This window comes from Mitsuaria sp. BK037, from assembly GCF_014193045.1.
In the GTDB taxonomy this organism is placed as follows: Bacteria; Pseudomonadota; Gammaproteobacteria; order Burkholderiales; family Burkholderiaceae_C; genus Roseateles.
On the sequence record NZ_JACHYS010000001.1, the window covers coordinates 1,310,000 to 1,327,737 of the forward strand.

Here is a 17,738-nt window from a genome sequence, read left to right on the forward strand (position 1 = left end):
CCGCTGCGGCGCCCGCGTCGATCGACGGCGAGGTGCGGCGCATCCTGATCCTGCGCGCGCTGGTGCTGGGCGACACGATCTGCGCCGTGCCCGCGCTGCGGGCCATCCGGCGCGCCTGGCCGCAGGCGCACATCGCGCTGATGGGCCTGCCGGTCGCGCGCGAGTACCTGTCGCGTCTGGACTGCGTCGACGAGTGGCGCCCGTTTCCCGGCTGGCCGGGCCTGCCGGAGCGCGAGCCCGATGTGCGCGCGCTGCCCGCCTTCCTCGCCGCGATGCACGCCAGCGACTGGGACCTCGCCATCCAGCTGCATGGCAGCGGCGAGCGGACCAATCCCTTCCTCGCGCTGCTGGGCGCGCGCTGGCACGCGGGTTTTCGCAGCGATGCGGCCTGGGTGCCGCCAGCCGACGAGGCCCGCTTCGCGCCCTGGCCGCTGCTGGGCCACGAGACGCAGCGGCTGCTGTCGCTGTGCCGCCACCTCGGCCTGCCGGCCGACGACGACACGCTCGAGTTCCCGCTGCGCGACGAGGACGACGCGGCGCTCGCCCGCGCCTGGCCGGGTCGCGCTCAGGCGGGGCCCTACGCCTGCCTGCACGTGGGCGCGCAGCTGGCGTCGCGGCGCTGGCCGCTGCGCCGCTTCGCGGCCGTGGCCCAGGCGCTGCACGACGCCGGCCTGGCGATCGTGCTCACCGGCACCGCCGCCGAACGTCCGCTGACCGGCGAATTCGCCGCGATGCTCGCCGCGCTGGGCGTGCCGGTCACCGATCTGTCCGGCGCCACCACGCTGTGGACCCTGGGCGCGCTGCTGCGCGATGCGCGGGTGCTGGTGTGCAACGACACCGGCGTTTCGCATGTGGCCGCGGCGCTGCGCGTGCCCAGCGTGGTGCTGTCCTGCGGCAGCGAGCCGATGCGCTGGGCGCCGCCGGACCGCGCCCGGCACCGGGTGCTGGCCAAGCCCGCGCCCTGCCGTCCCTGCGCCTATCCCGAATGCCCGAACGGCCATGCCTGCGCGCATGCGCTGTCGGTCTTCGAGGTGCTGCAGGCGCTGGAAGACCTGCTGCGTTCGTCCGCGCCATCCATCCCATCCGTCGCGATCTCCAAGGAGGGTCACCATGCCCCGTCGCCTGCGCATCCTGACCTGGCACGTCCACGGCAACTACCTCTACAACCTCACGCAGGTTCCGCATGACTTCTTCCTGGTGACCGACCCGGCGGGCTCGCCGGGCCGCGTGGGCCGTGTCGGCGCGCTGCCCTGGGGCGACAACGTGCATGAGGCGCCGCTCGAGCAGATCGCGACCATGCCCTTCGACCTGGTGCTGTACCAGCACCGCGCCGGCTGGGACGAGGACCGCCCGCGCTGGCTCAGCGAGGCGCAGCAGCGGCTGCCGCGTGTCTACCTGGAACACGACCCGCCGCAGCAGCATCCCACCGACACCCTGCACTGGGTGCAGGACCCCGGCGCGATGCTGGTCCATTGCACCCACTTCAACGCGCTGATGTGGGACGCGGGCCGGACGCCGACCCGCGTGGTCGAGCACGGCGTGCGGCCGCTGACGCAGGCGGTCTACCGCGGCGACCTGGAGCGCGGGCTGGTGGTCGTCAACCACCTGCAGCGCCGCGGCCGCCGCCTGGGCGCCGACCTGTACCGGGAACTGCTCGAGCGGGTGCCGCTGACACTGGTGGGCATGGGCAGCGAGGCGCTGCCGGGCGGCTGGGGCGAGGCCTCGCAACTGGAGCTGCCGGCCCACATGGCCTCGCACCGCTTCTTCCTGCATCCGGTCCGCTACACCAGCCTGGGCCTGGCGTTGATCGAGGCGATGCTGATCGGCCAGCCGGTCGTCGGCCTAGCCACCACCGAGCTGGCCACCGTCATCCGCAGCGGCGAGAACGGCTTCATCGACAACCGGCCGCAGGCGCTCGCCGACACCATGGCGCGGCTGCTGCGCGATCCGGGCCTGGCCCGCGAGTGGGGCGAGCGCGGCCGCGAGCTGGCGCGGGAACGATTCAACATCGACCGCTTCGTCGCGGACTGGATGCAGCTTCTCCATGAGGTCACGACATGAACGACGCCATCGACACCCCCCGCACGATCCTGGTCACCGGCGCGGCCGGTTTCGTCGGCAGCCATCTCTGCGAACGCCTGCTCGCCCGCGGGCATCGGGTGATGGCCGTCGACAACCTGAGCACCGGCGACATCGGCCACCTCGACCAGCTGCTCGGCCACAAGGGCTTCACCTTCCACCGGCGCGACGTATGCCTGGAGCCGACGCCGGAGATGGCGCAGGCGGACCGCATCTTCAACCTCGCCTGCCCGGCGAGTCCCGCGTACTACCAGACCGCGCCGGTGGACACCGTGCTCAGCAGCGTGCTGGGCGCCTGGCGCCTGCTGGAGCTGGCCCAGCAGGCCGGCGCGCGGCTGCTGCACACCTCCACCAGCGAGGTCTACGGCGACCCCGAGTGCCATCCGCAGCACGAGGACTACTGGGGCCATGTCAATCCGAACGGCGCGCGTTCCTGCTACGACGAGGGCAAGCGCTGCGCCGAGGCGATGCTGATGGCCTACCACCAGGAACGCGGCGTCGACGTGCGGATGGCCCGCATCTTCAACACCTACGGCCCGCGGCTGCGGCCCGGCGATGGGCGCGTCGTCAGCAACTTCATCGTCCAGGCGCTGCAGGGCGAGGACCTCACCATCTACGGCGACGGGTTGCAGACGCGCAGCTTCTGCTACGTCGACGACACGGTGCGGGCGCTGCTGCTGCTGATGGACGGCGCGCACCTCGGGCCGATCAACGTCGGCAATCCGGGCGAGCACACGATGTTGGCGCTGGCCGAGATGATCCTGCGCCTGACCGGCAGCCGCTCGCGACTGGTGTTCCGGCCGCTGCCCCAGGACGACCCGAAGCGCCGCTGCCCCGACATCGGCCGCGCCAAGGCGTTGCTCGGCTGGGAGCCGGAAGTGGCGCTGGAGGACGGGCTGCGCCGCACCATCGAGCACTTCCGCGGCGTGCTCGGGATGCGCAGCGTCACCGTGGCCTGAGCACCGGGTCGGGCGTCGCCAGCGCCGTCGCACCACGCCGACCACGGTCCCAGTCGGCCAGCGCGCGGGCATAGGGGCGCACCAGGCGTCGTCCCGCTGCGGCCCCGCGCGCGTCGCGCGGCACATGCCACAGCCCGCTGCGGTGCCAGCGCGCGGGCTCGTACCAGTCGGGCCGGTCCAGCATCGGATAGAGGCAGACGCCGCCCAGCGGCACGCCGGCGCGCAGCGCGCGCTGTGCTTCCCCGGCGATGTCGTGCAGCCAGTCGGCGCGACCGCGTCCGATGTGGCCGGTCTCGGCCACCAGCAGCGGCCGGCCATAACGCGCCCAGACCTGCCCCAGCAGCGCGGACAGCGGCTGCCGCCGCGGGTCGCCGAGGTGCCAGGCCAGTCGTTTCTCGCTGGGCACCTCCCACTGGCTGCTGTGATAGTGGTTGAGGCCGATCCAGTCCAGCGCCGCCGGATGGCCGCCGAGCTCGGGATCCTGCCGCCCGGCCAGCATGTCGAAGGCCTGCCACTGGTAGGACGCCACCTGCTCGGCCAGCGCGCGCTGGTCCGGCGTGTCCTGCGTCGGCACGACGTGGATCACCGGATCGATGTGCAGGAAGCGCGCCTGCGGATCGACCTCGCGGATCGCGTCCATGCCGGCGAGCGCCGCCCGCACCAACCGGCGCTTGATCGCGTAGCCGCTGATCCGCGAGTCCTCGCGGGCGCCGACTTCGCGCGGCGCGCCCGCCGGTCCCATCGCGTCGGAGGACGAGGCGGCCCAGGCCAGGAAGCTGATCTCGTTGATCGGCGTGTAGAAGCGCGGGCCTGGGCAGAGCGGGCGGATCGCGGCGGCCGCCGCCGCGGCGAAGCGGGCAAAGCGCGGGATCAGCGCATCGTCCAGCAGCGTCAGGTCGGGCGGCACGCCGTAATGCATCAGCGTCCACAGCACCTGCAGGCCTTCGCGCCGCGCGGTCCGGGCCATGCACTGGGCGCGGCTGAAGTCCCAGGCCCCGGGCGCGCGCTCGCTCAGGCGCCAGCCCACGCTTTCGCGCACGCAGCGCAGGCCGAGCCGGCGCGCCTCGCGGTAGTCCCGCACCAGCAGCCGGTCGTGGCCGGTGGCGCGGACCATGTCGAGCGCGTCGCCGCGGCCGTTGACGTGGTCGGCACCTTCGTAGCCGCCCATCCAGAAGGAGCGGAACGGGCGCTCGGTCAGCGGGCCTCCGGTCACGGCGCGAGCAGCGCCTGCTCGACCAGCGCGCACCAGGTGTGGCCGATGAAGATGTGGGCCTCCTGGATGCGCGCGGTGTCGCTGTGCGGCACGACCAGGCACAGGTCGCAGAGCTCCCGCATCGCGCCGCCGTCCCGGCCGCTCAGGCCGATCGTCGTCATGCCGAGCTGGCGCGCCTGCGCGAGACCCCGCAGCACATTGGGCGAGTTGCCCGAGGTCGAGATGCCGATCACGCAGTCCCCCGGCGCGCCGAGTCCGGCGACCTGCCGCGAGAACACCTGCTCGAAGCCGTAATCGTTGCCGATGCAGGTCAGCGCGGAACTGTCGGTGGTGAGCGCCACCGCGGCCAGCGGCGCGCGTTCCCGGCTGAAGCGGCCGGTGAATTCCGCGGCCAGGTGCTGGCAATCGGCGGCCGAGCCGCCATTGCCCATCAGCATCAGCTTGCGGCCGGCGCGCAGCGTGTCGCTCATCAGCGTGGCGGCGCGGGCGATGTCGGGCCCGAGCGCGTCGAGCCGGTCGAACAGCGCGCGATGCGCCCGCAGGCCTTCGAGGAAGGTCGCGTCCGGATCGACGCGCGGCGGCGTCGTGGCGGGGCGCCGGGCCGGGCGCGGCAGCGGATGGGGCAGGGGATGGGGAAGCGCACTCATGCGGAGACTCCTAGTTCTTCGAGCGTGACCGAGGCGGTGCCGAACTTGCCGACCACCAGCCCGGCCGCGCGATTGGCCGCGCGCACCGCGTCCTCCAGCGACGCGCCGCGCGCCAGGAAGCAGGTCAGCGCGGCCAGCACGGTGTCGCCGGCGCCGCTGACGTCATAGACCTCGCGGGCCTCGGTGGGCACATGCAGGCAGGTGCCGTCCCGGGAGAACAGGCTCATGCCCTGCTCGCCGCGCGTCAGCAGCACATGGTCGATGTCCAGGCGGCGCTGCAGCGCTGCCAGGCGCTCGCACAGCTCGTCTTCCTCGCGCCAGTCGCCGACGGCCTCGCGCAACTCGGCCAGGTTGGGCTTGATCAGCCAGGCGCCGCGATAGGCCTCCAGGTCTTTACGCTTGGGGTCGACCAGCACCCGGCAGGGCAGGTCCTGGCAACGCTCGATCAGCGTCTGCACCTGGCGCAGCGCGCCCTTGGCGTAGTCGGACACCAGGATCCAGCGGTGGCGCGCGGCCAGCTCGCCCGCGAGCGTCGTGAGCTCGTCGACGCTGGCGGCGGGCGGCTCGGACTCGACGTCCATGCGCAGCAGCTGCTGCCGCTGGCTCACCATGCGGATCTTCTGGATGGTGTCGATCGCCGGCCCGCGGACGAAGCGCTGCGTGATGCCGGGCTGGTCCAGCAGCGCGACCAGGCAGGCGCCGGCGGTGTCGGTGCCCACCAGGCCGCTGACGGTGCAGGGGCACCGCAACCGCGCCAGGTTGAGCGCGACGTTGGCGGCGCCGCCGGCCCGCTGCGACTGGCGATGCAGGCGCAGGATGGGCACCGGCGCCTCGGGCGAGATGCGATGCACCGCGCCCTCGAGGTACACGTCCAGCATGCAGTCGCCGACGATCAGCACCTCCGGCGGCGCCAGTTCGGGGAGCGTGGTCGCGGTCATGGCGCCGGGGCCCGCAGGTGTTCGATCAACTGGGTGCTCGAATGGCCGCGCAGGTAGGGCCCGATCGAGACCCGCCCGCCCCAGCTGCGCACCAGCGGCGTCTCCGGTAGCTCCTCGACGCGGTAGTCGCCGCCCTTGACGTAGACATCGGGCCGAAGCGCTTCGAGCAGCGCCTGCGGCGTGGGCTCGTCGAACCAGGTGACCCAGGACACGCAGGCCAGCGCGCCGACCACGCGCGCCCGGTCCTCCAGCTTGTGGTACGGCCGATCGCCGCGCTTGCCCAGGCCGCGCGCCGAGCGGTCGCTGTTGAGCGCGACCACCAGGCTGCTGCCCTGCGCGCTGGCCGCCTCCAGGCCGCGCACATGGCCGGCGTGCAGGATGTCGAAGACGCCGTTGGTGAACACCAGCGGGCGCGCCAGCCGCGCGGCCATCTCTCGCAGGCGCTCCGGCGGCACGCACTTGAGCGAGCTGTCCCACTTGTCGATCATGTCGGTCTCCCGGCTGGCGCCGCGCCGGTCGCGACCTCGTCCAGCACGTGGGCGGCCAGCGCCGCCCAGTTGTCGAAGACGGCCTCGGGCTCGCGCAGCGGCGAGCGCCGCCACACGGTCTCGCCGCCACTGTCGAAGAGCAGGCCGCGCGCGCCGGCCCGACGGCCGGCCTCGACGTCGTCCAGCGTGTCGCCCACCATCCAGGAGCGCGTCAGGTCCAGCCCGTGCCGCCGCGCGGCGGTGATCAGCATGCCCGGCGCCGGCTTGCGGCACAGGCAGGCCGGTCGGCCCTGGGCATCGGGTTCGTGCGGGCAGAGCAGCACGTCGTCGATGCGCACGCCGGCCTCGTCGCGCAGGCGCCGCAGCAGCGCGTCCTGCAGCTGCGCGAACTGGGCGCGGGTGAAGTAGCCGCGCGCCAGACCGCTCTGGTTGGTGACGATCACCAGCGCCAGCCCGGCCGACGCCAGCGCCACCAGCGCCTGGCCGGCGCCCGGCATGAAGCGCAGCTGCGCCGGGTCGACGTTGTAGGGCACGTTCTCGATCAGCGTGCCGTCCTTGTCGATGAACAGGCAGGGCCGCAGCGCGCCGGCGGGCAGGCGCTCGCCGGGCGCCGCGCTCAGGTCCAGGTCCTGCACCGGCAGCATGCTGATGGGGTCGGGCGGCGTGGTCACGGCCAGGAGGTCTCTTGGGTGGGCAGGACGGTGAGTTCCGGGATCACCGTGCCCTCGGGCTGCTGCAGCACCCAGCGCACCGCGCGCGCGACGTTCATCGGGTCCTGCAGCTTGCTCTCGTCGATGCCGGGGAAGCGGTCCAGCAGGAAGGGCGTGCGCATGCCGCCGGCGACGATGGCGGAGACCCGCACCTGCTTGTCCCGCAGCTCGGCGTGCAGCGCATGCGACAGCCCCAGCAGGCCCCATTTGGTCGCGTGGTACGCGCTGGCATTGGGCCAGGCGCGCTTGGAGGCGGTCGAGGCGATGTTGACGATGTGGCCGCCGCGCGGCTGCGTCAGCATCCGCGCCGAGGCGTACTTGGTCATCAGCAGCGGGCCCGAGAGGTTGGTGTTGAGCACGCGCTGCCAGTCCTCGACGGCCAGTTCCGACAGCGGCGCGGTGACGTCCACCGCGGCGTTGTTGATCAGCACGTCCAGCCGGCCGAAGTCGCGCACCGCGCTGGCCACGACCTCCTCGCACTGGCGCGGGTCGGAGACGTCCAGCGCGACGGGCACCGCCTCGATGTCGCGCTCGGCCAGCAGCGCGGCGCGGTCGCGGGCGCGGCCCAGGTCGATGTCGGCGATCAGCACGCGCATGCCGGCTTCGCCCAGCGTCTGCGCGATCGCGGCGCCCAGGCCGCGGCTGCCACCGGTGATCAGCGCGACCTGGCCGTGCAGGCTGGCGGCGTCCGCGGCGGGCGTGGTGGAGGGGACGGTGGCCGGCGCGGTGGACGCGGCCGTCGAGGGACTGTCGATCATGGGGAACTCCGGCGGAGGGTGGGTGGAATCGGACAGGGAGAACGGGTAAGGGGAACGGGCAGGGGCGCGGCGCGTCAGCGCGCCGCTTCGGCGGCGATCCAGGCGCGGGCGCGCAGCTGGACCGCGGCCATCATCGAGAAGCACTCGTCCCAGATCGGGAAGGCGCCGCTGGCGGCGACCACCAGGCCGTCCAGCCAGACGCCGCCCCACAGCACCGCGTCGTCGGTGCTCAGGCGGTGCGGCTCCAGCAGCTGCAGCCGCCGGCTGTCCATCCGGTGGCGCCAGGACAGCAGCGCCTTGCGGCGGGCGTAGTCGGCGTAGTCCACGTCCCAGCGGGCGCGGTCGCCGATCGAGTGCTCCAGCAGCAAGCGCGGCTCGGAGGCGCCGTCGCCGCAGGGCACCGAAGGATCGAGCACGACCAGGTGCAGGACGCCGAGGCCGCTGACCTCCGGCGAGGCCAGTTGGGCGGCGATCGCCGGCGTGATCGCGTCGAGCGCGGCCTGGGCGAGGTCGGGAGTCAGGAAGCGGCTGCTCATCGGGGTGTCCGGTGGGGGAAGGAAAAGTCGGACCTTCGTTCAGCAAGGCGCATACCCGCGCCGCGCGTGCCCGGCATGCTGGGCATCACGCTTGCCATCGAGAGATTCCGGCGCGCCGTGTGGCGCGTCATCCCAGCACATCCACAGCCAGGAGAATCCCCATGCCTTCTTCCACGACCGCGGCCTCGAGCCGGAAAACCACCGCGCGGCGCGCCACCACGGCCCGGACGAAGACGCCCGACGCCATCGCCCTGCTGCGCGCCGACCACAAGGAGGTCAGCGAGCTCTTCGAGCAGTTCGAGAAGTCGCGCTCGGCCGCCAAGAAGCAGCAGCTCGTCGCCCAGATCTGCACGGCCCTGACGGTGCATGCGCAGATCGAGGAGGAGATCTTCTATCCCGAGGTGCAGGCCGCGCTGAAGGACAAGGAGCTGGTCCCCGAGGCCCGCGTCGAGCACCAGAGCATCAAGGACCTGATCGCGGCGGTGCAGGGCGTCGAGCCCGATGGCGAGGACTACGACGCCAAGGTCAAGGTCATGAGCGAGTGGGTCAAGCACCACGTCAAGGAGGAACAGAACGAGATGTTCCCCAAGGCGAAGAAAGCCGGGCTGGACCTGGCCGAGCTCGGCGAGCGGCTGCAGCAGCGCAAGGACGAGTTGATGGCCGAGCAGCAGCAGGCGCACTGAGCATGCGCGGCGGGCCCGGGCGGGCCCGCCCTGCGACGGCCGGCGTCACTTCTTCTTCACGATGCTGATGCTGCCGTCGCTTTCCAGGATGGCGATCTTGACGTCGGCGAGCGAGCAGTCCGCTTCGCGCAGCGCCTTCTCGACGTCCAGGTCGCTGAGGCGGTGCCGACGGATCACCTCGGGAAACCACTGGCCATCGCGGCCGATCAACACCGGCGAGCCCTCCAGCAGCCGCTCGACACGCCGGCTGCGCGAGCCGAAGAAGCCCATCAGGCCGTTCATCACGATCAGCGCGCCGGCCACGATCCAGGCGCCGGTCACCGACTCCTCGCCGCCGCTCAGGCCATTGCTGACGGCCTCGCTCAGCAGCATGACCACCAGCAGGTCGAACGGTGTGAACTGGCCCACGGTGCGCTTGCCGGAGAGCCGCACCATGATCAGCAGCGCGAAGTAGATCAGCGCGGCGCGCGCCAGCAGTTCCCAGGGACTGACTTGCAGGTCGAACATCGAATCCATCGCTCCGAAGCGCCTTTCGGCGACACCTCGTCGAGGCAAAGGCGGTGCCTGCAACACCGCCGGGCGGCGGGGACGCGCTTCCTTGCCGTCAACGCGTCGGCAGCGAATGCCGACCCGCATCGCGGCGTGCTGATCGGAGGCGCCGCTGGCCTGGAAGAAGCCCGCTCGCGGCGGGCCCTGCGGTTGCCGGATTCGGTGCAAACCCCGCTGTCATCGATGAAGAAAGGCTTCCCATGCTTGCCCTGACCTACCACGGTGCCCATGACGTGCGCGTCGAGACGGTGCCCGATCCGGTGCTCGCCGCCGACGACGACATCCTGCTGCGCGTCACCGCGACGGCGATCTGCGGGTCCGACCTGCACATCTACCGCGGCAAGATCCCTGACATGAAGGACGGGGACATCCTCGGCCACGAGTTCATGGGCGTGGTGGAGGAGGTGGGCCGCGGCGTGACGAAGCTGCGGCGAGGCGACCGGGTGGTCGTGCCCTTCACCATCTCCTGCGGCGACTGCTTCTTCTGCGGCCGCAAGCTGTTCGCCGCCTGCGAGAACACCAACCCCGGCCGCGGCGCGATCCTGAACAAGAAGGACATCCGCGCCGGCGCGGGCCTGTTCGGCTACAGCCATCTGTACGGCGGATATCCGGGCGGCCAGGCGCAGTACGTGCGGGTGCCCAAGGCCGATGTCGGCCCGCTGGTGATCCCGGACACGCAGCTGAGCGACGAGCAGGTGCTCTTCCTGTCCGACATCCTGCCCACCGGCTACCAGGCGGCGCTGAACGCGCAGGTGACGGCGGGCTCGACGATCGCGATCTTCGGCGCCGGGCCGGTCGGCATGATGGCGGCGGCCAGCGCGCGGCTGCTCGGCGCCGAGCGCATCTTCATGGTGGACCACCATCCCTACCGGCTGGCCTTCGCCAAGGAGACCTACGGCGTGCTGCCGATCGACTTCGACCAGATCGACGATCCGGCGGCTTTCATCATCGAGCAGACCGACCACCGCGGCGTCGACGCGTCGATCGACGCCGTCGGCTTCGAGGCCAAGGGCAGCACGGTGGAGACGGTGCTGTCGACGCTCAAGCTCGAGGGCTCCAGCGGCACCTCGCTGCGCTGGGCGATCGCGGCGACGCGCCGCGGCGGCATCGTCAGCGTGCCTGGCGTCTATGCCGGGTTCATCCACGGCTTCCTGTTCGGCGACGCCTTCGAGAAGGGCCTGAGCTTCACCAGCGGCCAGACGCATGCGCAGCGCTTCATGCCCGAGCTGCTGCGCCACATCGAGCGCGGCGAGCTCAAGCCCGACCTGATCGTCAGCCACCGGATGCCGCTGGTCGAGGCCGCGCGCGGCTACGAGATCTTCAACAAGAAGGAAGAGGACTGCCGCAAGGTGGTGCTGACGCCGTTCGGGCTCAGCTGAGCCGTCTTCCGATCCACGTTTCCAAGGAGTCCACGATGAACGACACCTCCGGACGGCCGCTGGCCGTCGTGACCGGCGCGTCCAGCGGCATCGGCCGCGAGCTCGCGCTCGAATGCGCCCGCCATGGCTACGACCTGCTGATCGCCGCGGACCGGCCGCTGGACGACACCGTCGCCGCCTGCCAGGCCGAGGGCGCGCAGGTGCAGGCAATCGAGGCCGACCTGGCGACGCCCGGCGGCGTGGACGCGCTCCATGCGGCGCTGGCGGGGCGGCCGGTCGACGCGCTGCTGGCCAATGCCGGCCACGGCCTGGGCCATGCCTTCCTGGACCAGGACTTCAATGCGGTGCGGCATGTCATCGACACCAACATCACCGGCACACTCGACCTGATCCAGCGCGTCGGGCGGTCGATGCGGGACCGCAATGCCGGGAAGATCCTGATCACCGGCTCGATCGCGGGCCTGATGCCGGGCACCTTCCAGGCGGTCTACAACGGCACCAAGGCCTTCATCGATTCCTTCGCCTACGCGCTGCGCAACGAGCTGAAGGACACCAACGTGTCGGTCACGGTGCTGATGCCGGGGCCGACGGACACCGAGTTCTTCGAGCGCGCCGAGCTGACGGACACCAAGGTCGGGACGCAGCGCAAGCAGCCGCCCGAGGAGGTCGCGCGCACCGGCTACGAGGCGATGGAGGACGGCGAGAGCGCGGTGCTGGCCGGCTGGAAGAACAAGCTGCAGGCCGTGCTGGCCAACGTGACGCCGGCCGGGGTGCTGGCCGAGCAGCACCGGCGGATGGCGGAGCCGGGCAAGGCTTGAGCGGGCCGGCAGGCCGGGCACAGCGGAAAGAGGAACGGAACGCGCCGGAAGGCGGCTGTCGTGCGCGAGGCGCATGCGGCGCGCACTTGGGGGCGGCGCGCAGGCGCGCCCGGAAGGCTCGGGGTATAGACTGCCCCGCATCGTCGCGCCCTCCGGGGCGCGTGCTCATTCCGTTCCTCCGAAAGGCCCTCTCATGAAATCCCGTGCCGCCGTCGCCTTCGCAGCCGGCCAGCCGCTGCAGATCGTCGAGATCGATGTCGAGCCGCCCCGCAAGGGCGAGGTGCTGGTGAAGATCACCCACACCGGCGTCTGCCACACCGATGCGTTCACGCTCAGCGGCGACGATCCGGAAGGCCTGTTCCCTGCCGTGCTCGGCCACGAAGGCGCGGGCATCGTCGTCGAGGTGGGCGAGGGCGTCACCAGCGTCAAGCCCGGCGACCACGTCATCCCGCTCTACACCGCCGAATGCGGCGAGTGCCTGTTCTGCAAGTCCGGCAAGACCAACCTGTGCGTCGCCGTGCGCGCCACCCAGGGCAAGGGCGTGATGCCCGACGGCACGACGCGCTTCTCCTACCAGGGCCAGCCGGTCTACCACTACATGGGCTGCTCGACCTTCAGCGAGTACACGGTGGTGGCCGAGGTGTCGCTGGCCAAGGTCCATCCCGAAGCGAACCCCGAGCAGGTCTGCCTGCTCGGCTGCGGCGTGACCACCGGCCTGGGCGCGGTGAAGAACACCGCCAAGGTGCAGCCCGGCGACTCGGTGGCCGTGTTCGGCCTGGGCGGCATCGGGCTGGCGGTGATCCAGGGCGCGAAGCTGGCGCAGGCCGGCCGCATCATCGCGATCGACACCAACCCGTCCAAGTTCGAGCTGGCCAAGGTCTTCGGCGCGACCGACTGCGTGAATCCGAAGGACCACGACAAGCCGATTCAGCAGGTGATCGTCGAGATGACCGGTTGGGGCGTCGATCACTCCTTCGAATGCATCGGCAATGTCAACGTGATGCGCGCGGCGCTGGAGTGCGCGCACCGCGGCTGGGGCCAGTCCATCGTCATCGGCGTCGCGGGCGCGGGCCAGGAGATCTCGACGCGCCCCTTCCAGCTGGTGACCGGCCGGACCTGGAAAGGCACGGCCTTCGGCGGTGTGAAGGGCCGCTCGCAGCTGCCGGGCATGGTGGAGGAGGCGATGCGCGGCGACATCCAGCTCGCGCCCTTCGTCACCCACACCATGCCGCTGACCGGCATCAACGAGGCCTTCGACCTGATGCACGAAGGCAAGTCGATCCGCTCGGTCGTCCACTACTGATTGCGCGCGAGCCGCCGGCCCTCGCCGTGGATGGCGATCGGCGGCCGGCGCGCCAGCGTCACGACTGCAGTGCCTGCGCCTCGAGCTGCGCCTTGAGGCCGTCGGGCAGCTTCAGCTGCCGGGCGAGTTCGTCGAGGTAGGCGCGTTCCATGAAGCTGGTCTCGTCGACCATCAGCAGGGTCGCCAGGTACATCTCGGCAGCGATCTCCGGCGTCGTGGCCGCCTGCGCCACGGCCGCCGGATCGAGTGGCCGGCGCAGTGCGTCCTCGTGCCAGCGGCGCAGCTCGGCATCGCCGTCCAGGCGGGCCAGTTCGTTCTCGATGAGCTCGCGCTCGCGGTCGTCGAGGTGACCGTCGGCCTTGGCCGCCGCGATCATCGCCAGCAGCACCGCGCGGCTGTGCTGCTCCGCCTCCGCTGGCGGCACGCGGTCCAGCGTGCGCGGTTCAGCCGCCACGGCGCCCGGCGTCCACGTCGCCGAAGCGGTCGATCCGCCCGGCCGTGCCGCGCCTGCGCCGCCCGAGGCGCTCGCCCCCTGGGCCTGCTGCTGCGCCTGCCAGCTCGTGTAGGCCTTGTAGGCCATCAGCCCGAGCGCCGCGATGCTGCCGTACTTCAAGGCCTTGCCGCCGTAGCTGCGGCCGCGCTTGCTGCCCAGCAGCGCACCCAGCACGCCGGCCGCACCCGCGCCGGCTCCGAGCTTGCCCAGGCCGCCGAGATTGGCGAGGTCGCCCAGGCTGCCCAGCCCGCCGAGCCCGCCCGATCCGCCGCGGCTCATGCCGCCACCGCGGCCTTCGAGCAGGTCACGTCCGGATCTCAGCAATTGGTCCAGAAGTCCATGTGCGCTCATCGTCTGCCCCTTGCCATGTGAAGCGAAAGCCTGCCAGTTGAGGCCGGGCCACGGCATTCCCAAGATCCCATGGGGCTGCGGGAGACGACGGGCCGGCGGTCTTGATCGTCGCGGCCGTCGATGCTAGGCATGGCGGCCATCGTTGTCGCCGCGGCTCCACGGCGGAGCCCTTCAGCGTGTCTCGCGCCAGCCCAGCACCCGGGCCGGCAGGAACAGGATGGCCTTGAGCAGGGCGAAGACCGCCTCGACGCTCAGGCCGATCAGCCGGAACGGCAGCGTCAGCAGCCACACGATCGGCCACATCACCAGCGCCAGCAAGGCCAGCGGCCAGCACAGCACGAACAGAACCAGCCAGCACAGCAAGCCGAAGAAACTCATGACGTACTCCTTGGGTCGCAACACCGCGCCGGATCAACGCGGCAGGGCGGCACCATAGCGCTGGCCGCAGCGTCACGCGGCCGTCGCGCGACAGACCGGCGCATCGGGCTCATGGACTGCGCGAGTGAGCGCTCCGAACGCCTGCGCCAGGTGCTCGACGAATTGCCGGACCCGGGCCGTTCCCTGGACGCGCTGCGGATAGACGGCATAGATGTCGGCGTCCGGCGTCTCCCAGTCGGGCAGCACCTGCACCAGGCGCCCGCTGGCGAGGAAACGCGCGATGTCCCATTCCGCGCGCATCAGGATGCCGTGACCGTCGAGCGCCCAGTTCACCGCGATCTCGCCATCGTTGGTGGTCAGCGCGCCGCGCGTCTTCACCGCCTCGGTCACCGTCTTGCGGCCGCGCCGCGCGCTCAGTCGCCACAGCCCATAGGCCTCCTCCCCCTGGCGGATGCCGATGCAGTCGTGACGCACCAGCTCGGCTGGCGTCTTCGGCGTGCCATGCCGCGCCAGGTAGGCGGGGGACGCGCACAGCAGCCGGCGGTTGGACGCGATCCGCCGTGCGATGACCCGCGCATCGGGCGGCGGGCCGAAACGGATGCAGACGTCGAAGGCGTCCTCGTGCAGCGGCGGCGGATTGACCGACAGTTGCAGCTGCACCTGCAGCTTCGGATGCTGGCGCGCGAAGCTCGAGATCAGCGGCGCGATGTGCGTGCGGCCGAAGCCCAGCGTCGCGTTCACCCGCAGCAGGCCGCTCGCGGTGCCGCCGCTGGCGCTGAGCAGCTCCTGCAGGTCGTCGATCGCGGCCAGGATGCGCCGCGCATGGTCCAGGTAGAGCTCGCCTTCCTGCGTCAGGCTCATGCGGCGCGTCGTGCGGCTGAGCAGCGGTGTGCCGATCCGGCCCTCCATCTGCGTCAGGTGCTTGCTCACCGCGGCGGTGGTGATGCCGAGCTCGCGTGCGGCGGCGCTGAGGCTGCCGGCGCTGCACAGCGTCGAGAAGAAGCTCAGGTCCGCCGGTGCGATCGCCGCCACGGGCATGGCCGCGGCTTCCCTGCGCGGCGAGGTCTTGGATGCCATGCCGATGGCCCCTCCGATTGTTGAATCCAGGTTAAGGACGGCTTGAATGTAGCCGCGATCCATGGCAGTCGCCGCTCCCTAGAGTCGATCCCGAGACGCCTCACCTGAGGCCGCTTTGGACACGAGACCGGAGACCCATTCCCATGAAGACCTATCGCATCGCCACGATCCCCGGCGACGGCATCGGCAAGGAAGTCATTCCCGCCGGCCGCGAGGTGCTGGAGGCGCTCGCCGCCACGACCGATCGCTTCCGCTTCGAGTTCGAGCACTTCGGCTGGGGCGGCGACTGGCACCGCGCGCACGGCGAGATGATGCCGGCCGACGGCCTGGAGGCGCTGCGCGACAAGGACGCGATCCTGTTCGGCTCGGCCGGCGACCCGGACATCCCGGACCACATCACGCTGTGGGGCCTGCGGCTGAAGATCTGCCAGGGCTTCGACCAGTACGCCAACGTGCGGCCGACCCGCGTGCTGCCTGGCATCGACGCGCCGCTCAAGCGCTGCGGACCGCGCGACCTGGACTGGGTGATCGTGCGCGAGAACTCCGAGGGCGAGTACGCCGGTGTCGGTGGCCGCGTCCACCAGGGCCATCCGATCGAGGCCGCGACGGACGTGTCCGTCATGACGCGCGCCGGCGTCGAGCGGATCATGCGCTTCGCCTTCAAGCTGGCGCAGTCGCGGCCGCGCAAGCTGCTGACGGTGATCACCAAGAGCAACGCGCAACGCCATGCGATGGTCATGTGGGACGAGATCGCCGCGCAGGTCGCCGCGGAGTTTCCCGACGTCACCTGGGGCAAGGAGCTGGTCGACGCCGCGACCGCGCGCATGGTCAACAAGCCGGCGACGCTGGACACCATCGTCGCGACCAACCTGCATGCCGACATCCTCAGCGACCTGGCGGCCGCGCTCGCCGGCAGCCTGGGCATCGCGCCGACGGGCAACATCGACCCGGAACGCCGCTATCCCTCGATGTTCGAGCCGATCCACGGCTCGGCCTTCGACATCATGGGCCGCGGCCTGGCCAATCCGATCGGCACCTTCTGGTCCGCGGTGATGCTGCTGGAACACCTGGGCGAGGACGACGCCGCCCGGCGCCTGATGCGCGCCATCGAATCGGTGACCGCCAATCCGGCGCTGCACACCGGCGACCTCGGCGGCCAGGCGAAGACCACCGATGTCACCGCCGCGGTGATCGCCGCGCTCCGCCACGCCGCATAGCACCGCGTCGCACCGCGCAGCCGCTCACCTGTCTTGCTCCCTCTCCCGCTTGCGGGAGAGGGCAGGGGTGAGGGCCGCACCCGCCCGAGTGGCCCCAGAGCCATCGACCAGGAGACCCCATGAGCCTTTCGACACTCCACCGCGCCCGACGCACGCTGCTCGCCACCACGATCGGCCTGGCCGTCGCCGCGCCCGCGCTGCTCGCACCGCCGGCCTTCGCCCAGCCCTGGCCGACGAAACCGGTCACCCTGGTCGTGCCTTTCCCCGCCGGCGGCACCACCGACGTGCTGGCCCGCGCGCTGGCGGAGAAGCTCCAGCAGAGCCTGGGCCAGCCGGTGATCGTCGAGAGCCGTCCCGGCGCGGGCGCGACGCTCGGAGCCGACTACGTCGCCAAGGCCAAGCCGGACGGCTACACGCTGCTGATCGGCGCGGTCCACCACACGATCGCGAGCAGCGTCTACAAGAAGCTGCCTTACGACTTCCAGAAGGACTTCGTGCCGATCACCGGCCTGGCGCTCGTGCCCAACGTGCTGGTCGTCAATGCGGGCGCGACGCCGGCGAAGTCGGTGGCCGAGCTGGTCGCGGCGGTGAAGGCCCATCCAGGCCAATGGAGCTACGGCTCCAACGGCAACGGCACCGCGCAGCACCTGATCGGTACCCAGTTCCAGAACGCCACCGGCACCACGCTCCTGCACGTGCCCTACAAGGGCAGCGGCCCACTCGCCACCGACCTGCTCGGCGCGCAGATCCAGATGTCCTTCGACACCATCACGCCGGTGCTGCCGCACATCAAGGCCGGCAAGCTGCGCGCGCTGGCGGTCACGACGGCCCGGCGCTCCAGCGCGCTGCCCGACGTGCCGACGCTGGAGGAAGCGGGGCTCAAGGGTTTCGACATCGGCACCTGGTTCGGCGTGCTGGCGCCGGCGGCGACGCCCCGGGACATCGTCGCCCGCCTGAACGCGGAGATGGTGAAGGTGATCCAGGCGCCGGAGTTCCGCAAGCGCATGGACGAGATCGGCGCCGAGCCGACCGGTGGCAGCAGCGAGCAGCTGGCCGCGCAGATCCGCAGCGAGACCGGCAGATTCGCGAAGCTGGTGAAGGACGCGAACGTCCAGATCGAGTGAGGGGCGCCGGGGCGGGCCGGGCCCTCCATCATCTCTCC

21 protein-coding genes are annotated in these 17,738 nt (G+C 71.4%); 10 read left to right on the top strand and 11 right to left on the bottom strand.

From position 1 onward, the window contains the following. Positions 1-32: 32 nt before the first annotated feature. From FHT37_RS05725 to FHT37_RS05735, 3 genes are read left to right on the top strand one after another with little or no spacing between them, the layout of a single operon-like run. Positions 33-1,187 carry a glycosyltransferase family 9 protein gene (locus tag FHT37_RS05725; protein WP_310739717.1) on the top strand — a complete coding sequence of 385 codons (1,155 nt, stop codon included), beginning with the start codon at positions 33-35 and terminating at the stop codon, positions 1,185-1,187. Continuing rightward, entirely contained in the window at positions 1,111-2,061 is a 951-nt protein-coding gene (locus tag FHT37_RS05730; protein WP_183479398.1) for a glycosyltransferase family 4 protein, read from the top strand. Before FHT37_RS05725 ends, FHT37_RS05730 begins: the two co-directional genes overlap by 77 nt. Then, complete coding sequence (locus FHT37_RS05735) at positions 2,058-3,038, top strand: UDP-glucuronic acid decarboxylase family protein (RefSeq protein ID WP_091724517.1); 981 nt, start codon at positions 2,058-2,060, stop codon at positions 3,036-3,038. Before FHT37_RS05730 ends, FHT37_RS05735 begins: the two co-directional genes overlap by 4 nt. On the opposite strand, the gene FHT37_RS05740 is transcribed toward FHT37_RS05735, so the two are convergent. The 7 genes from FHT37_RS05740 to FHT37_RS05770 all read right to left on the bottom strand — a co-directional run bounded on the left by FHT37_RS05740 (position 3,025) and on the right by FHT37_RS05770 (position 8,328). Next, entirely contained in the window at positions 3,025-4,251 is a 1,227-nt protein-coding gene (locus FHT37_RS05740) for a hypothetical protein (RefSeq protein ID WP_183479399.1), read from the bottom strand. The genes FHT37_RS05735 and FHT37_RS05740 overlap by 14 nt on opposite strands. Then, positions 4,248-4,898: a D-sedoheptulose 7-phosphate isomerase gene (locus FHT37_RS05745; RefSeq protein WP_183479401.1), complete on the bottom strand. Its 651-nt coding sequence runs from the start codon at positions 4,896-4,898 to the stop codon at positions 4,248-4,250. The genes FHT37_RS05740 and FHT37_RS05745 overlap by 4 nt, the downstream gene beginning before the upstream one ends. Further along, on the bottom strand, positions 4,895-5,836 hold the full coding sequence (gene rfaE1 / locus FHT37_RS05750; RefSeq protein WP_183479403.1) for a D-glycero-beta-D-manno-heptose-7-phosphate kinase: 942 nt from the start codon (positions 5,834-5,836) through the stop codon (positions 4,895-4,897). The genes FHT37_RS05745 and rfaE1 overlap by 4 nt, the downstream gene beginning before the upstream one ends. Next, positions 5,833-6,324 carry an adenylyltransferase/cytidyltransferase family protein gene (locus tag FHT37_RS05755; protein ID WP_183479404.1) on the bottom strand — a complete coding sequence of 164 codons (492 nt, stop codon included), beginning with the start codon at positions 6,322-6,324 and terminating at the stop codon, positions 5,833-5,835. The genes rfaE1 and FHT37_RS05755 overlap by 4 nt, the downstream gene beginning before the upstream one ends. Next, a complete protein-coding gene (locus FHT37_RS05760) occupies positions 6,321-6,995 on the bottom strand; it encodes an HAD family hydrolase (protein WP_310739718.1) in 675 nt (224 codons plus the stop codon). Before FHT37_RS05760 ends, FHT37_RS05755 begins: the two co-directional genes overlap by 4 nt. Next, entirely contained in the window at positions 6,992-7,792 is an 801-nt protein-coding gene (locus FHT37_RS05765; protein ID WP_147242044.1) for an SDR family oxidoreductase, read from the bottom strand. Before FHT37_RS05765 ends, FHT37_RS05760 begins: the two co-directional genes overlap by 4 nt. A gap of 74 nt (positions 7,793-7,866) precedes the next feature. Next, positions 7,867-8,328, bottom strand: coding sequence for a hypothetical protein (locus tag FHT37_RS05770; RefSeq protein ID WP_147242043.1), 462 nt, complete (start codon positions 8,326-8,328; stop codon positions 7,867-7,869). Between the two features lie 161 nt (positions 8,329-8,489). Between FHT37_RS05770 and FHT37_RS05775 the strand changes: the two genes are divergently transcribed. Then, the gene (locus tag FHT37_RS05775) at positions 8,490-9,011 is read left to right on the top strand and encodes a hemerythrin domain-containing protein (RefSeq protein ID WP_183479405.1); all 522 of its coding nucleotides are present in this window, start codon (positions 8,490-8,492) and stop codon (positions 9,009-9,011) included. Between the two features lie 45 nt (positions 9,012-9,056). On the opposite strand, the gene FHT37_RS05780 is transcribed toward FHT37_RS05775, so the two are convergent. Next, complete coding sequence (locus tag FHT37_RS05780) at positions 9,057-9,518, bottom strand: DUF421 domain-containing protein (protein ID WP_183479408.1); 462 nt, start codon at positions 9,516-9,518, stop codon at positions 9,057-9,059. Between FHT37_RS05780 and FHT37_RS25100 the strand changes: the two genes are divergently transcribed. The 4 genes from FHT37_RS25100 to FHT37_RS05795 all read left to right on the top strand — a co-directional run bounded on the left by FHT37_RS25100 (position 9,504) and on the right by FHT37_RS05795 (position 13,060). Further along, positions 9,504-9,773: a hypothetical protein gene (locus FHT37_RS25100; RefSeq protein WP_147241788.1), complete on the top strand. Its 270-nt coding sequence runs from the start codon at positions 9,504-9,506 to the stop codon at positions 9,771-9,773. The genes FHT37_RS05780 and FHT37_RS25100 overlap by 15 nt on opposite strands. Continuing rightward, on the top strand, positions 9,761-10,939 hold the full coding sequence (locus FHT37_RS05785) for a zinc-dependent alcohol dehydrogenase (protein WP_147242042.1): 1,179 nt from the start codon (positions 9,761-9,763) through the stop codon (positions 10,937-10,939). Before FHT37_RS25100 ends, FHT37_RS05785 begins: the two co-directional genes overlap by 13 nt. A 35-nt stretch (positions 10,940-10,974) precedes the next feature. Next, the gene (locus FHT37_RS05790; RefSeq protein WP_183479410.1) at positions 10,975-11,757 is read left to right on the top strand and encodes an SDR family oxidoreductase; all 783 of its coding nucleotides are present in this window, start codon (positions 10,975-10,977) and stop codon (positions 11,755-11,757) included. A 193-nt stretch (positions 11,758-11,950) separates the two neighbouring features. After that, positions 11,951-13,060 carry an S-(hydroxymethyl)glutathione dehydrogenase/class III alcohol dehydrogenase gene (locus FHT37_RS05795; RefSeq protein ID WP_183479412.1) on the top strand — a complete coding sequence of 370 codons (1,110 nt, stop codon included), beginning with the start codon at positions 11,951-11,953 and terminating at the stop codon, positions 13,058-13,060. Between the two features lie 58 nt (positions 13,061-13,118). On the opposite strand, the gene FHT37_RS05800 is transcribed toward FHT37_RS05795, so the two are convergent. From FHT37_RS05800 to FHT37_RS05810, 3 genes are all read right to left on the bottom strand, one after another. After that, positions 13,119-13,904, bottom strand: a complete 786-nt coding sequence (locus FHT37_RS05800) for a tellurite resistance TerB family protein (protein WP_091724528.1) — start codon at positions 13,902-13,904, stop codon at positions 13,119-13,121. A 171-nt stretch (positions 13,905-14,075) separates the two neighbouring features. After that, the gene (locus FHT37_RS05805; RefSeq protein WP_091724529.1) at positions 14,076-14,282 is read right to left on the bottom strand and encodes a hypothetical protein; all 207 of its coding nucleotides are present in this window, start codon (positions 14,280-14,282) and stop codon (positions 14,076-14,078) included. Between the two features lie 72 nt (positions 14,283-14,354). Then, the gene (locus FHT37_RS05810; protein ID WP_255489499.1) at positions 14,355-15,359 is read right to left on the bottom strand and encodes a LysR substrate-binding domain-containing protein; all 1,005 of its coding nucleotides are present in this window, start codon (positions 15,357-15,359) and stop codon (positions 14,355-14,357) included. A 143-nt stretch (positions 15,360-15,502) separates the two neighbouring features. Between FHT37_RS05810 and FHT37_RS05815 the strand changes: the two genes are divergently transcribed. Together FHT37_RS05815 and FHT37_RS05820 are read left to right on the top strand one after the other, a co-directional pair. After that, a complete protein-coding gene (locus FHT37_RS05815) occupies positions 15,503-16,576 on the top strand; it encodes a tartrate dehydrogenase (RefSeq protein WP_183479414.1) in 1,074 nt (357 codons plus the stop codon). 119 nt (positions 16,577-16,695) lie between these two features. Beyond that, positions 16,696-17,700 (top strand): tripartite tricarboxylate transporter substrate binding protein, encoded by a 1,005-nt coding sequence (locus tag FHT37_RS05820; RefSeq protein ID WP_183479416.1) that lies wholly within the window; start codon positions 16,696-16,698, stop codon positions 17,698-17,700. Positions 17,701-17,738 lie beyond the last annotated feature (38 nt).

Coding starts and splice junctions, on each gene's coding strand:
- FHT37_RS05730 (WP_183479398.1), top strand. CDS start 1,111: ATGCCCCGTCGCCTGCGCATCCTGACCTGGCACGTCCACGGCAACTAC.
- FHT37_RS05735 (WP_091724517.1), top strand. CDS start 2,058: ATGAACGACGCCATCGACACCCCCCGCACGATCCTGGTCACCGGCGCG.
- FHT37_RS05745 (WP_183479401.1), bottom strand. CDS start 4,898: ATGAGTGCGCTTCCCCATCCCCTGCCCCATCCGCTGCCGCGCCCGGCC.
- rfaE1 (WP_183479403.1), bottom strand. CDS start 5,836: ATGACCGCGACCACGCTCCCCGAACTGGCGCCGCCGGAGGTGCTGATC.
- FHT37_RS05755 (WP_183479404.1), bottom strand. CDS start 6,324: ATGATCGACAAGTGGGACAGCTCGCTCAAGTGCGTGCCGCCGGAGCGC.
- FHT37_RS05765 (WP_147242044.1), bottom strand. CDS start 7,792: ATGATCGACAGTCCCTCGACGGCCGCGTCCACCGCGCCGGCCACCGTC.
- FHT37_RS05770 (WP_147242043.1), bottom strand. CDS start 8,328: ATGAGCAGCCGCTTCCTGACTCCCGACCTCGCCCAGGCCGCGCTCGAC.
- FHT37_RS05775 (WP_183479405.1), top strand. CDS start 8,490: ATGCCTTCTTCCACGACCGCGGCCTCGAGCCGGAAAACCACCGCGCGG.
- FHT37_RS05780 (WP_183479408.1), bottom strand. CDS start 9,518: ATGTTCGACCTGCAAGTCAGTCCCTGGGAACTGCTGGCGCGCGCCGCG.
- FHT37_RS05785 (WP_147242042.1), top strand. CDS start 9,761: ATGCTTGCCCTGACCTACCACGGTGCCCATGACGTGCGCGTCGAGACG.
- FHT37_RS05790 (WP_183479410.1), top strand. CDS start 10,975: ATGAACGACACCTCCGGACGGCCGCTGGCCGTCGTGACCGGCGCGTCC.
- FHT37_RS05795 (WP_183479412.1), top strand. CDS start 11,951: ATGAAATCCCGTGCCGCCGTCGCCTTCGCAGCCGGCCAGCCGCTGCAG.
- FHT37_RS05800 (WP_091724528.1), bottom strand. CDS start 13,904: ATGAGCGCACATGGACTTCTGGACCAATTGCTGAGATCCGGACGTGAC.
- FHT37_RS05805 (WP_091724529.1), bottom strand. CDS start 14,282: ATGAGTTTCTTCGGCTTGCTGTGCTGGCTGGTTCTGTTCGTGCTGTGC.
- FHT37_RS05810 (WP_255489499.1), bottom strand. CDS start 15,359: ATGGCATCCAAGACCTCGCCGCGCAGGGAAGCCGCGGCCATGCCCGTG.
- FHT37_RS05815 (WP_183479414.1), top strand. CDS start 15,503: ATGAAGACCTATCGCATCGCCACGATCCCCGGCGACGGCATCGGCAAG.
- FHT37_RS05820 (WP_183479416.1), top strand. CDS start 16,696: ATGAGCCTTTCGACACTCCACCGCGCCCGACGCACGCTGCTCGCCACC.